Consider the following 12,750-nt stretch of genomic DNA (forward strand, 5'->3'; position numbering starts at 1 on the left):
GTGGTGGAGCCGGCGGATGCGTTGAAGGGGTTGTTGGACAACGCCTATCGTGCTGATGATGCCGACCTGGCTCGTGATCAGACGTTGTTCGCCCTGCTGATGGGTCTGCGCGAGAGCTCCATCGCCGAGGTCTACGTCCGCGGACGAAAGCTCACACCACTCGCACGGGTGCAGTAGAACTCATGCAGGGAACTCCCTTCGGTCGTTACCGTCTCATCGAATTGCTCGGGCGCGGCGGCATGGGTGAGGTGTGGCGCGCCCGCGACGCGGAAGCCAACGACCGCATGGTGGCGATCAAGCTGCTGCCGCCCCATTTAGCCTCTGACAGCACGTATTCCGCGCGCTTTCGGCGGGAGGCTCATGCGGCCGCCCGACTGAACGACCCGCACATCGTCCCCATCCACAACTACGGTGAAATCGACGGTCGGCTCTACGTCGACATGCGCCTGGTCGAAGGCCGCGACCTGGAAGAAGTGATGTCCGACGGTCCGATGCAGCCTCAGCGGGCGGTGAGCATCATCGAGCAGGTCGCCAAGGCGCTGCACGCCGCGCATCGGGCTGGGCTGGTGCATCGCGACGTCAAACCCTCCAACGTCCTTCTCGACGCAGACGACTTCGCCTACCTCATCGACTTCGGAATTGCGCGTGCTGCCGACGACACCCGTTTGACCGAGGCTGGTTTCGCGCCGGGAACGCTTCGCTACATGGCGCCAGAGAGGTTTCGGGAAGACCTCGAAGACGAGGGCGCCGGCGTGGACGTCTACGCCCTGGCTTGCAGTCTCTACGAATGCCTCACGGGAGAGCCGCCCTTCAGGGGTACCGATCACCCCAGTCTGATTGCCGCACATCTGAACAGCCCCCCGCCCAAACCGTCGACGACCCGGCCGCACGTACCCGCCCAGCTTGACGCCGTGATCGCCAAGGGCATGGCCAAGGACCCCGGCGAGCGATACGCGACCACCGTCGACTTGGCAAACGCTGCCCGCGCGGCCGTCAGCGACCCGGCGTCGCAAACGGCGACCCTTGCCGCGGCGAAAATGCCCGGGACTTCACCGCGTTCGGCGCGCAGTCCAAGGCTTGGCCGGCGGACCAAGATCGCGCTCCTGTCGGGCGTCGGCGTCGTGGCCGTGGTGGCCGTGGTGGCTGTCGTGTTCGGCATGGTCCGTGGTGGGCGCTCGCCGTCGACGGCCGATTCCGCAACGTCGGCTTCGAGGTCCTGGTCGTCACAGCACGTGCTGCCAATCTCCGGGCTCGACCTGCCCGGTCAGGTCGCGGTGGATCCCGTCGGTAACGTCTACGTCGCCGACTACGGCCACGACCGCGTCGTGAAGTTGACCGCCGGCACCCTGGATCAGGTGACGCTGCCGTTCTCTCAGCTCGTCAAACCCAGTGGGGTGGCGGTGGATTCGTCGGGCAATGTCTACGTCGCCGACTACGGCAACCGCCGGGTGCTGAAGCTGCCGGCTGGCTCGTCGGAACAGGAGGTGCTGCCGTTCGACGGCCTGGACTCGCCCGAGAACGTGGCGGTCGATTCGGCTGGCGCCCTGTACGTCACCGATCGGATGGTCAACCGGGTCGTGAAGTTGCCTGCCGGCTCGTCCAGCCAGGAGGTGCTGCCGTTCGGTGGACTCAACGCCCCCTACGGTGTGGCGGTAGACCCCGGGGGCAACGTCTACGTCAGCGACGCAGGCAACGCACGCGTCGTGAAGTTGGCGGCGGGTTCCGTCACCCAGGACGTACTGCCGTTCAGCGAGCTCGACGACCCGTCCGGGGTGGCCGTGGGTCCCGACGGCGGTGTCTACGTCACCGACCACGGAAGCCAACGTGTGGCGACGCTCGGGGCCGGCTCCTCGAGCCAGCAGGTGCTGCCGTTCAACGGACTCGAGGCCCCCACGTCCGTTGCGGTGGATTCCGCGGGCAGCGTCTACGTCACCGACGACCCCCAGCGGGTGCTGAAGCTGCCGGTGGGGTAGACCTCGTCACGTGGTCTAGGGATCCGTCATGGCCGTGTCGACGCGCTGCGCGGCGCCCGTCTCGGAATCCTTGCGGCGCAGGGCTTCCAAGATGTCCTCGGCCACGGTGTAGAGCTTGACGTTGCGATCCTGGGACTGCTTCACCAGCATCGCGAACGCCTCGTCGGCGTCCAAGTCGTAGAGCAGCCTCAACACTCCCTTGGCCTGGTCGATGATGGAACGCGAACTCAGCGCCCGCTCCAGCTGTGACACGGTGTCGCGCGTTTGCTGCCACCGTTGTGCGTTGGTGATCGCCATGCTGGCCGCGACCGTGAACAGCCGAACCAGCTCCTCGTCGAACGAGTCGAACGCCGATGTGGTGCGACTGTAGACGTTGAGCGAGCCCACCATTTCACGGTCGGCTCCGACGTCACCGACGAGCAGCGGAGCCGACAGGGTTGCTCGAACCCCGTGAGCCTTCGCAGCGGCCACGAACTCCGGCCACCGGTCCTCCTCGACGTCGACGACCACGCGTACCGGCATACGCCGCCGCGCCGCCTCCAGGCACGGGCCCCGTCCGGACTCGTACTGTCGAGTGTCGACCTCCACCATCTGCTCGTCGGTGAAGGCGGCGGTGTGCGCATCACCATCCTTTGGCAGCACCGTGATGGTGACGGCGTCCGCATCCAGGATGGCCTTCACGGCGGTTTCGGCCACCCGCGTCAACACTTCGTCGAGGGGCTCTTCGGCGTCTTGAAGTCGACGCAGCGCCTCCACGGCACGCGACGTCGTCGACAGCCGAACAATGGAGTCGACGATGGAGGAATCATCAGTCATCGTGAACGCACCTTCATGCGGAGCCAGAATGAAGGCACTGACAGGCGTTCACGCGGCTAGAGAACGGTGCCGTCGCATGCTGCTCAGCGACGGACGTAGGAAGAGAACATACCGCAGCGGTCATGATGGCCCTCCGGGTATGGCAACACGGGACTGGACCCGGGATCACCGGTGATAGGCCTAGTCAATCGTGGTTGCCGCTCAACGTGGCAAAACCGTTGCAGCGCACGATAACCAACGTCAATGACGTGATCACTGCCGTGTGCTTCCGGAACCCACGACCCGCGTATAGCTTCTCTTCAATGAGTTCGGCGAGCCAGGCGGGCGAGGTGAGCGAACGGTCGATCGCCTCGGCGTCACCCGAGTCGTCCGGCCCTTCCCGGACGCCGTGGTACGTCAGTGGCGCCCCGCCTCGGCAACGGCTGAGGGTCATCGTCGTCGAGACCCTCGCCAGCTTGGCGGCGCTCGCCCTCGTCGGGGCGCTGACGGTCGTGACGCACGACCCGTGGCTGATTCCGCCGTTCGCGGCGAGCATGGCGCTGATCGTCGGCGGTGCCCACTTCCCACTTGCGCAACCCCGCAACGTCATCGGCGGGCATGTCGCGTCCTCGGTCGTCGGCGTGCTCGTCGGTCTGATTGGCATGGACGCCCTCTGGGCTGGCGCGTTGGCCGGTGCCCTCGCCCTGAGCGCGATGAAACTCCTGCGGGTGTCTCATTCCCCGGCCGCCGCCACCGCGATGATCGCGGTCGCCCCCGTCGGTCCCCGGTGGGAATTCGTCGTCCTGGTCGGATGCGCGGCGGTCATCCTGGTTGCGGTAGGACTGGCCGGCAACAAGGTCAACGGGGTGCGGTACCCCCACTACTGGTGGTGACGTGGCGCCGGAGCGCGGCGCCAGCGAAGCACGGCCTCCACCGTCGCCGCATTTGACCCACCCGCGGTCAGACGCGAGAGTGAGGCGATGAGCACACGCGCATACCGTCATACGGCAGTCGTCGGCTTGGCCGTGGTCGCGTTGGCCACCGCAGGCTGCGGCCAGGGTACGAACCTCGACGAGTCGGCGTTACCGCAGGTCGCGTTGATCGCCACGTCCGAGGCACCAGCCCCGCCCACCCAGGTGACGCTCGTGGGGGAGAGAGACGTCGAGGTGACGCTGACCGGTCCGATTGCGGCCAAGTACGCGTCGGCCACCGAGTACCAGCGGCAGGCTCTTGGCAAGCCGCTGACGGGTGATCGCAATGCGGGAACCCGGGAGAGCGGCCTGGTGTTCCAACAGTTCCAGGGGGGCGTCATCACTGCCAGGAACGACTCCGCGGGCACGCCCGGCTACATCACCTGGGGCAAGATCCGGCAGGCGTGGAACGTGCCGCGGGATCCCCAGGGAGCGCCGTCGGTCACCGGCGAGAACGGCTCCGTGGGCCCACTGGGCGCGCCCACCAGCGACGAGGAGCCCGTCGGCGATCTCCTGGTCACCACGTTCGAGCACGGCAAGGTCGAGTACGACCCCAAGACGGATCAGGTCGAGGTGACCGTCGACGGCAAAGTCGTTCCCTCAGGGCTCTGATCGGCACGGCGACGCTCATGTCAGGATGGCCCGTGCCGCGCGCTCGGCGATCAGCATGACCGGCGCGTTGGTGTTCCCCGACGTGATGGTGGGCATCGCCGAAGCGTCGGCCACTCGAAGGCCGGCGACACGGTACACCCGGCAGTCGGTGTCCACGACACTGGCGGCCGATCGCGGAACGCCCTGCGCGTCAAAGGATCCCATCGCGCAGGTGCCCACCGGGTGGAAGATGGTCGTGCCGAGTTCGCGGGCGGCTTGCTGAAGGTCGTCGTCGCTCGTCAGTCCAGGGCCGGGGAGCATTTCCTGCGGGCGGTAGCGGGCCAGTGCGGGGGCCGCCATGATCTGCCGGGTCATCCGCAAGCCCACGACGGCGGCGTGACGGTCGGCGTCGGTGGACAGGTAGTTGCAGGAGATCGCCGGATGGGTCAACGGATCGGCGCCGGTGATGCGCACGTGGCCGCGTGAACTCGGCCGCAGGTTGCACACCGAGGGGGTAATCGCCCCAAAGCGATGTAGCGGCTCGCCGAACTTGGCCAACGACAAGGGTTGCACGTGCCATTCCAAGTCGGGGCTGGCGAACGAGGGGTCGCTCTTGGCGAAGGCGCCGAGCGTGGAAGGTGGCATCGTCATCGGCCCAGAACGCAGCATTAGGTACTGCAGTCCCATGCCTGCCCGGGTCACCCAGTTGCGGTATAGCGTGTTGACGGTCCGCGCGCCTCGTACCCGGTAGACCGTTCGCAGTTGCAAGTGATCCTGGAGGTTTTCGCCAACACCCGGCAGGTCGACGGTCAGCGGCACCTGGTGACTGGACAGTAGCCCGGCAGGGCCCAGGCCCGACGCCTGCATGAGGTGTGGCGTTCCAATCGCTCCAGCACTCAGGATCACTTCCGCGTGGGCCCGGACGTTCATGACGTGGCCGTCCTTGAGAAGCCGCACCCCGATTGCCCTGTGCCGAGCCGACGTCCAGGCGCCCCGACGCTGCTCGTCGCGGACGTGGTCGTCCATCAGCAGTTTCGTGGCCTGGGCGCGGGTGTAGACGGTGAGGTTGGGTCGCCGGGCAACCGGGTGCAGGAAGGCGTCGGCCATGGACCAGCGTCGGCCGCGCCGTTGGTTGACGTGGAAGTACGCGCTACCGGCGTTGTCGCCTCGGTTGAATTCGTCGAGGGGGACGATGCCCTTCTGGGCGGCGGCGGCTTGCCAGGCGTCCAGGATCTTCCAGCGCACCCGCGGCCGTTCGACGCGGATCTCGCCACCGACGCCGTGCCATTCGTCGGCGCCGCCGAAGTAGTCCTCCAATTCCTTGTAGATCGTCAACGTCTGGCCGGCCGGGCCACCCCACCTCCAGCGGTCGTCATCGGTGGCAAGCGCCCACAGGTCGTAATCGCTGATCTGTCCGCGCATGTGGATCATGGCGTTGATCGACGAACTGCCCCCGATCACCCGTCCGCGTGCGTAGTGGATGCTCCGGCCGGCCAGGCCTGGGTCCGGGTCGGTCGTGAAGCACCAGTCGGTGCGGGGGTTGGCGATCGTGTAGAGGTAGCCCACCGGGACCTTGATCCACAACCAGTCGTCCTTGCCGCCGGCCTCCACCAGCAGCACACGGTGACGGGGGTTGGCGCTGAGTCGGTTGGCCAGCAGACAACCCGCGCTGCCTGCTCCCACGATGACGAAGTCGAACTCGGCATCGAAACCGGGGGAGGGACCTATTTCCGACATCGACGGAGACTACGACTTCTTGCCGCAGCGGCACCATCGTTCCTTGGCTCGGTCATTCGGCGTCGGCGTCGGCTCGGAGGAAGGCGGCGAATCCCGGAATGGTGAACCGAAGGAGACCGCGGCCGGCCGGCTCGATCACACCGCGGTCGATGAGTTCCTGTCGTGGGCGACTCAACGCCTCGGACGTGATGCCCAGCCGTTGCGCAACGGCGCTTCGGGACACGGGACGGTCACCGAGTTCGGCCATGGCCTGGACGACTCGTCGTTGCTCCGGGTTGAGTTTGGCCATTCGGCTGCGGAACAGTGCCGCCATTCGTCGGTCGACGCGCTCGGAAGCCGTGCGGACCAGCGCTGCCTCGACGACGTCGCCCCTTCGGGGCCGCGCGACGTCCCATGCGGCGTCACCGATCAGCTGCACTCGGTGGGGATAACCCTCGGCCAACTCAATGGCTGCGACCACGGCGTCATCAGTCCACGACACCCCGAGTTCTTGAGCTGGCAGTCGCAGCGCTTCGGCCACCGCGACTTCGCCGAGAAGACCCATCTCGACGAATTCGGTTCTCTCGCCGAAGGTTGCGGCCTCGGGTACGGCTCTGAGCAAAGACGGCAGGCCCGCCGCGACGATCGCCACCGGGCATCCTTCCGGTGCACCGTCGAAGTGTTGCAACGCGATCAGCAGGGATCGTCGATCGGCCAGCCGTGCTTCTTGGAACTCGTCGACGAACACCGCGAGGCCGTGCTGCTGGTGATCGCGGGCGAAGCGGCCAGCGTCGGCAAGACTGCGCTCGACCGCAGCGATCGCCCGGTCTCGTTGGGCTTCGACCCCCAGCTTGGCCCCGGGAAGTCCGACCTCGACGTGCACCTTCTCGAGGCTACGGAGTACCGCCTTGGCCTTTTGGCTCGTCGATCGACGGCTGATCTCCTCCTTGAGTGATGCGGCGAGTTCGGGGCCGAGCGCGGCGTCGTCACGGCCGGTGACCCACGCGGTGAGGTAGCCGGCGGCGGTGGCCTCGCGCTGCGCGGCGCGCAACAACGACGTCTTTCCCAGGCCCCGGGATCCGTAGAACGCCAGCAGCGGCCCACCGGAGCGCCCCAACATGCTGGTGCGCGCCAGCCGGGCGCGGATAGTCTCGAGTTCAGTGCCGCGACCGGCGAGGTAGACGGGCACCGCGCCAGGGGAGTACGGGCTTGGGAGCACGGGTCACCCTCGTATCGTCTCGTATAGTCTCGCGCAACTATACGCATCCATACGGCCGATGTGGCGACACGGTCCGGTGAAGACAAGCCACCCTTGCCTGGCCGCGTCGGAAGATGCACTATATGACGCACTCGACAATTATTCGATGGGGGTTGGATTGATGTCTCGGGGGCGCGGCTTGGCCGCTGGATTCTTGTTGGCGGGAGGCGTGATCCTGAGCGCACCGGCCGCGCATGCCGCTCAGGTGGTGAACGTGCCGCCGGTGCCCGTGCCGGTACCGGTGTCGACGGCACCTACCCTGCACATGTTCGACTGCCAGGGCACGACGGGCGACCGTGGTTGCGGGGCCGGTTTCTTCTGGCGCGACGGATGGCGCGGATTCGGTTGCTACCCATGCTGATTCGGACTCTAGCGGTGTCCGCTGGGGTCGTCGCGGCGACGTTGGCGGTCTGCCCGTCGGCCGCGACGGCGGCGCCAGTCGACTACGCTTCGCTGCCCGTCGACCCCAATGTCGTCACCGACTCGACGGCCTATAGAGCCGATCCGCCGGTGCAGGACCCCGATGGAAAACCAGGCATCGAGGTCGTCTACAACCATCGCGACGGCACCCGGGCCATCACCGACATCATCCTCGTGCTGCCCGACGAGCAAGCCGCCACCGTGGCGTTGGACGTCAGTCGCGGCGACGTGCTCGCCGACATCCCCGGGGCGTCATCGCGCCCAATCGCCGTAGGCCAAAACGGAACTCTGATCACGGGGCGGGCGACCAACGGTCAAGACGCAAGCGTCCTCATCTTCACCCAGGGTCCGGCGGTCGCGGCCGTGCGCTTCAACGGGGCCGCCGGCGACCCCGTTCCGCTCGATCTGGTCACCGACTACGGCAAGCAACAAGACACCAACATCCTCGCTGCCCTGGGAACCTGACACCGGCGGGGCCTTGATCGCACGCGCACGCGCGCGTGCGCGAACGACCACCGCGTCACCGTGGGGTGATCCCCCCGTGCGACGTAAAGGACGGGAAAGTCTTTCGAGTCCACCATTGGGGGTATCCGCCAGTGATGCACTCAGTTCGCACCGGATCAGGCAGACCGCTTCTACTCGTCCACGGGATCTCCAACCTGCACAATTGGGACCTCGTCGTCCCCGCCCTCGCAGCCGAACGCACGGTGATCGCCGTCGACCTCCCCGGCTTCGGCCAGAGTCCACCCCTGGCCGGCGAGGTCTCCGTCGCCACTCTCACCGACGCGGTCGAGAACTTCGTCGCCGAACAGGGTCTCGGCGGCGTCGACGTCGTCGGCAGTTCGATGGGCGCCCGCATGGCGCTCGAACTGGCGCGCCGCGGTCACACCGGTGACGTCGTCGCGCTCGACCCGGGCGGATTCTGGTCCGACCGGCAAGTCAAGGTCTTCGGTGCCACCGTGGGCCCGTCGATCGCATTGGTCAAGCGCATTCAACCGCTGCTGCCCGCCTTGACCAAGAGCGCCGCCGGACGCACCGCACTGCTGCTGCAATTCTCCGCCGCGCCGTGGCGACTACCCCCGGATCTGGTGCTGGGCGAGTTGCGAAACTTCAACACCTCTCCGAGCCTGGACGCCGCCGTGCGTGCGTTGGTGCACGGACCCAAACAACAAGGCGCACCGGCAGGGTCGGTGAAGGGGCGCGTGACGATCGGCTGGGGCCGCAACGACCGCGTGACCCTCCCAAGCCAAGCGGACACCGCGATGCGCGCGTTCCCCGACGCCACCCTGCATTGGTTCTCCCACTGTGGTCACTTTCCCCACTGGGACCGACCCGAGGAGACGGTGCGGCTGATCCTCGACGCCACCGGCGCAGCCCTCGACGATGGCGGGTCCACCTCGTAGCAGCCCGACGCGCATCTGCTCGAATGTTCGGCGTCTGGCCAGACTGACCGAGAGATGGAGCTTGAGCCCGCGAGGTTGCCTACCACTCGGCGAAGTGCGTCGACACGATCAGGATGGGGCGTGCAAGAGCAGTGCCTTCCTGCCCTCTTGAACTACGTGGTCACGCTGATTGACGACTCGGACGGCGAAGGTGACGATTCCTTGGTCGGGAACGCTGGAGCGACGGCGTCGTTCGACGACCTCGAACTCGACGTGGATCGTGTCGCCGAGAAGGATCGGCGCGCGAAAGTTCCAGTCCTTGATGCCGAGGAAGGCAATCGCGTTGCGGCCCAACAGTCCGCCGCCGAACATCAGTCCGTGGGCTATCGACAAACCGAGCAGTCCGTGGGCGATCACACCGCCGAACTGGGATGCCCGCGCGAATTCGTGGTCCACGTGTATGGGCGAGTAATCAGCAGTGGTGCCGGCGAACATGACGACGTCGGTTTCGGTGATCGTGCGACTGGGGCTGTCGAAGGTGACGCCGACCAACAGATCGGACCATGACACGGGCTCGCGGTTCACGCATTCCCCTCTCGACGATGAGGTGTTACCGTCCCTAAGGTAACCGGTTACCTAAGGTGATGACAAATGTCCGTGATCCTGCCCACCGCAGACGGTGAGCTTTCCGAAGTCCGCATCTCGCCCCGTCCCCAGCTCCAGGTGTCGGCGACCCCGCCGACCAGTCGCATGGTGTTTGCGGCGAGCCACGTGGTCGCCGACCCGCTGCGGACCTCCACGGCCACCGGCCGAATCGATTGGGACGCCACACTGGCTCTACGCCAGGATATTTGGGACGTGGGCTTGGGTGTGGCCGAGTCCATGGATACCGCGCAGCGGGGGATGGGATTGTCGGCACCCGAGGCAATGGAACTCGCCAAGCGCACCCTGGCCGCCGACCCGCGCGGTGGTGCCGGAACGGTAGTCGGCGTCACCACCGATGCACTTCCTACCGGGCCCAGGTCGCTGTCTGAGATCACCGAGGCCTACGTGCAGCAGCTTGACTTCGTGACCGATCACGGTGGCACGGCGGTCCTGATGGCCAGCAGACACCTAGCTCGCTCGGCCGGCGAGCCGGACGACTACCACCAGGTGTACGGGGACCTGCTGACTCACTCCAACAAGCCGGTGATCCTGCATTGGCTCGGTGAGGTCTTCGACCCGGCGCTGGCCAGATACTGGGGCGCAGGCGATCCGGGTATAGCCCTGGACACGGTCGTAGATCTCATCACGACGCATCGCAGCAAGGTCGCAGGCATCAAGGTCTCACTGTTGGATCCCGTCTTCGAGTTGGAACTGCGGAGACGGTTGCCCCCAGGCGTGGCCGTGTTCACCGGTGACGATTTCAATTACACCGAGATGATCGCCGGGGACGGCCACGGACACAGTCATGCCCTACTTGGTGCGTTCGCCGCTCTCGCACCCTGGGCGTCGGCAGCATTCAGCCGTCTCGACGCAGGTGACGTGAGCGGGTTTCGGGCGATCCTCGAGCCGACTCAGCCGCTCAGTCGCGCCGTGTTCGTGGCACCGACGCAGTACTACAAGGTTGGCATCGCGTGGCTCGCTTATCTCGTTGGTGGGCAACATCATCCACGCATGCTGGGCGGTTTCGAGACCGGACGCGACTTGCTGCATCTCGCCGAATTGGTTCACCTGGCGAACGCCATGGAGTACTTTCCCGACCCGGATTTCACCGAGACGCGTCTGCGGACCTTCTTCGCTGCGCATGGGATTGGATGACCCGTGGACGCTGCGTCGCTGAGCTTGAATTCCGCCACCTTGCCGAGTCTGGGCGTGGCCGATCTGGTAGACGTCGCGGTCGGCAACTCCCTGGGAGGAATTGGACTGTGGCGGCATGTCTATGCAGACATCGGCGTTCACCAGGCTTCCCGCATGATCACATCGGCGGGGTTGGCGGTGACCTCGGTGTGCCGGGCAGGGATGTTCCCGACGGCCTCGGACGTCAACGCGCGTGCGACGCGCGACGACAATGTCCGCGCGGTGGACGAGGCGCATGCGCTGGGCGCAGAGTGTTTGGTCGTCGTGTGCGGTGCTGCGGCGACCCCGGACCTGAACGCGGCCCGTCGCCACGTCGAGGACGGCCTGAGCGATCTGGCCCGCTATGCCGCCACCGCCGGTGTGTCGTTAGCGGTGGAACCGATGCATCCGATGATGATTGCCGACCGGTCGGTCGTCACGTCGTTGTCCGAGGCGGTCGACCTCGTCGAGAGGACCGCAGACCCTCGGGTCGGAGTCGCCCTCGACGCCTACCACGTGTTCTGGGACGTGGACTATCCCCGCGAGGCCATGCGCGCCTCGGGCCGCATTCACACCGTTCAGATCAGCGACTGGACGGTGCCGATTCACCATCAGTTACGCAGCCGCGGCATGCCTGGTGAGGGAGTGATCGATCTTCGCGGGTTCATGGCGATCGTTCGTGCTGCCGGTTTCCGGGGGTTGGTGGAGGTCGAGGTTCTCAGTGACCGGTGGGCGGCCGTGCCTCCGCAGGTGGCCGTCGACGCCATGGTGCAGGGTGTCGCCACCTTGTGACTTAGATGTCGTGTCAGTGGCGTGGCGCTGGGCCGGCGGAATCTCGAAAGACGACGTCGGCGTGGAAGATGCGATCGGCTCGGACCGGGTTCGGAAGCAACAGCTGAGTCATCGCCTCCCAGGCGGCGCGTCCCAACTGCTCCTCGTGCATGCGCGCGGTGGTCAGTCGAGGCGTCACCCAACGAGCAAGGGGAGTGTCGTCGAAACCGGTGACCGAGACATCGCCGGGGACGCGAAGGCCCATCTCGGACACCGCGTAGATGACTGCTGCCGCCGTCACGTCGTTGGCGCAGATCAACGCCGTGCAGCCGCGGTCGACGGCGGCGCGCACCTCGGGTGTGACTTCGCCGAGCGGTTCGGGAAGGGCGATGTGCACCGCCGTCCCGCCGGCTGCGGCGGTCCGGTTGTGCACCACCTCCCAGCGCATCGACACCTGCTGAGAACCACTCTGGGCCACCACGAACGCGAACGAGCGGTGACCGAGATCCAAGAGTGAGTCGACGATTTGGGTCGTGGCGTCGACCGCGTCGGTCTGAACCGACGCCGTCCGACCCGACGACTTGAACCGGCGGTTGACCGTCACGATGGGCTTGCCGGTGTCGAGGATTGCCCGCACACCCTCATCAGAGGACCGCGGGCTGCACATGATGAGCCCGTCTGACCGCAACAGCATCTCGGTGGCGAGGGCGACCTCCAACTCGGGGGAGTTCAAGCTGTCACCGACGAACACGTGCATGCCGACGTCGTTGGACGCGTGGATGACTGACTGTACGACGCTGGTGAAGTGCTGATTGCCGAGGTCGGGGACCAGCACCGCGACATTTCCATGGCGGCCGGTGGCAAGTGACTTGGCTGCGACGTTCACTTCGTAGCCCAGGCGTGCGGCCGCGTCCAGCACTCGGCGTTGGGTGCTGTCGGTGACCGCCTTCGGGGCTCCGGCCAGCACCCGTGACACCGTGGCCACCGACACCTCGGCCGCAGCGGCGACATCTCTGACAGTCGGCTTCTTGGCGGTGGGCCGAATGGTCATCGCC

The 12,750-nt window shown here is 66.5% G+C and carries 12 protein-coding genes; 7 read left to right on the forward strand and 5 right to left on the reverse strand.

Annotated features, from left to right (window positions below; genetic code table 11):
- The first annotated feature begins 182 nt into the window (after positions 1–182).
- Entirely contained in the window at positions 183–1,973 is a 1,791-nt protein-coding gene (locus tag H7K45_RS23365) for a serine/threonine-protein kinase PknD (RefSeq protein WP_263998427.1), read from the forward strand.
- A gap of 15 nt (positions 1,974–1,988) precedes the next feature.
- Here the strand turns inward: H7K45_RS23365 and H7K45_RS23370 are convergent, their stop codons facing one another.
- Positions 1,989–2,789 (reverse strand): GAF and ANTAR domain-containing protein, encoded by an 801-nt coding sequence (locus tag H7K45_RS23370; protein ID WP_263998428.1) that lies wholly within the window; start codon positions 2,787–2,789, stop codon positions 1,989–1,991.
- A gap of 302 nt (positions 2,790–3,091) precedes the next feature.
- Between H7K45_RS23370 and H7K45_RS23375 the strand changes: the two genes are divergently transcribed.
- Positions 3,092–3,661: an HPP family protein gene (locus tag H7K45_RS23375; RefSeq protein WP_263998429.1), complete on the forward strand. Its 570-nt coding sequence runs from the start codon at positions 3,092–3,094 to the stop codon at positions 3,659–3,661.
- Positions 3,662–3,748: 87 nt separating this feature from the next.
- Positions 3,749–4,351 carry an LGFP repeat-containing protein gene (locus H7K45_RS23380; protein ID WP_263998430.1) on the forward strand — a complete coding sequence of 201 codons (603 nt, stop codon included), beginning with the start codon at positions 3,749–3,751 and terminating at the stop codon, positions 4,349–4,351.
- A 15-nt stretch (positions 4,352–4,366) separates the two neighbouring features.
- On the opposite strand, the gene H7K45_RS23385 is transcribed toward H7K45_RS23380, so the two are convergent.
- Both H7K45_RS23385 and H7K45_RS23390 read right to left on the reverse strand, forming a co-directional pair.
- A complete protein-coding gene (locus H7K45_RS23385; RefSeq protein ID WP_263998431.1) occupies positions 4,367–6,067 on the reverse strand; it encodes a GMC family oxidoreductase in 1,701 nt (566 codons plus the stop codon).
- Positions 6,068–6,119: 52 nt separating this feature from the next.
- Complete coding sequence (locus H7K45_RS23390) at positions 6,120–7,265, reverse strand: DUF8462 domain-containing protein (protein WP_263998432.1); 1,146 nt, start codon at positions 7,263–7,265, stop codon at positions 6,120–6,122.
- Positions 7,266–7,679: 414 nt separating this feature from the next.
- Here H7K45_RS23390 and H7K45_RS23395 point away from each other — a divergent pair, with 414 nt between their 5' ends.
- A complete protein-coding gene (locus H7K45_RS23395; RefSeq protein ID WP_263998433.1) occupies positions 7,680–8,189 on the forward strand; it encodes a hypothetical protein in 510 nt (169 codons plus the stop codon).
- A 134-nt stretch (positions 8,190–8,323) separates the two neighbouring features.
- Positions 8,324–9,127 (forward strand): alpha/beta fold hydrolase, encoded by an 804-nt coding sequence (locus H7K45_RS23400; RefSeq protein WP_263998434.1) that lies wholly within the window; start codon positions 8,324–8,326, stop codon positions 9,125–9,127.
- A gap of 108 nt (positions 9,128–9,235) precedes the next feature.
- Here the strand turns inward: H7K45_RS23400 and H7K45_RS23405 are convergent, their stop codons facing one another.
- On the reverse strand, positions 9,236–9,691 hold the full coding sequence (locus H7K45_RS23405; protein WP_263998435.1) for a MaoC/PaaZ C-terminal domain-containing protein: 456 nt from the start codon (positions 9,689–9,691) through the stop codon (positions 9,236–9,238).
- Between the two features lie 66 nt (positions 9,692–9,757).
- On the opposite strand from H7K45_RS23405, the gene H7K45_RS23410 reads away from it, so the two are divergent.
- On the forward strand, positions 9,758–10,906 hold the full coding sequence (locus H7K45_RS23410; RefSeq protein ID WP_263998436.1) for a DUF993 family protein: 1,149 nt from the start codon (positions 9,758–9,760) through the stop codon (positions 10,904–10,906).
- Between the two features lie 54 nt (positions 10,907–10,960).
- Positions 10,961–11,716 (forward strand): sugar phosphate isomerase/epimerase family protein, encoded by a 756-nt coding sequence (locus tag H7K45_RS23415; RefSeq protein ID WP_263998491.1) that lies wholly within the window; start codon positions 10,961–10,963, stop codon positions 11,714–11,716.
- Between the two features lie 13 nt (positions 11,717–11,729).
- Here H7K45_RS23415 and H7K45_RS23420 read toward each other — a convergent pair whose 3' ends face one another.
- Positions 11,730–12,746 (reverse strand): LacI family DNA-binding transcriptional regulator, encoded by a 1,017-nt coding sequence (locus H7K45_RS23420; RefSeq protein ID WP_263998437.1) that lies wholly within the window; start codon positions 12,744–12,746, stop codon positions 11,730–11,732.
- Between the last annotated feature and the right edge of the window lie 4 nt (positions 12,747–12,750).

Origin of the sequence: Mycobacterium yunnanensis, from assembly GCF_025823185.1 — a bacterium.
Classification (GTDB): domain Bacteria; phylum Actinomycetota; class Actinomycetes; order Mycobacteriales; family Mycobacteriaceae; genus Mycobacterium; species Mycobacterium yunnanensis.

Bases quoted from the DNA above. Each gene is read 5' to 3' on its own strand.
- H7K45_RS23400 (WP_263998434.1), top strand. From the start codon at position 8,324: ATGCACTCAGTTCGCACCGGATCAGGCAGACCGCTTCTACTCGTCCAC.
- H7K45_RS23375 (WP_263998429.1), top strand. From the start codon at position 3,092: ATGAGTTCGGCGAGCCAGGCGGGCGAGGTGAGCGAACGGTCGATCGCC.
- H7K45_RS23410 (WP_263998436.1), top strand. From the start codon at position 9,758: ATGTCCGTGATCCTGCCCACCGCAGACGGTGAGCTTTCCGAAGTCCGC.
- H7K45_RS23365 (WP_263998427.1), top strand. From the start codon at position 183: ATGCAGGGAACTCCCTTCGGTCGTTACCGTCTCATCGAATTGCTCGGG.
- H7K45_RS23385 (WP_263998431.1), bottom strand. From the start codon at position 6,067: ATGTCGGAAATAGGTCCCTCCCCCGGTTTCGATGCCGAGTTCGACTTC.
- H7K45_RS23420 (WP_263998437.1), bottom strand. From the start codon at position 12,746: ATGACCATTCGGCCCACCGCCAAGAAGCCGACTGTCAGAGATGTCGCC.
- H7K45_RS23380 (WP_263998430.1), top strand. From the start codon at position 3,749: ATGAGCACACGCGCATACCGTCATACGGCAGTCGTCGGCTTGGCCGTG.
- H7K45_RS23370 (WP_263998428.1), bottom strand. From the start codon at position 2,789: ATGACTGATGATTCCTCCATCGTCGACTCCATTGTTCGGCTGTCGACG.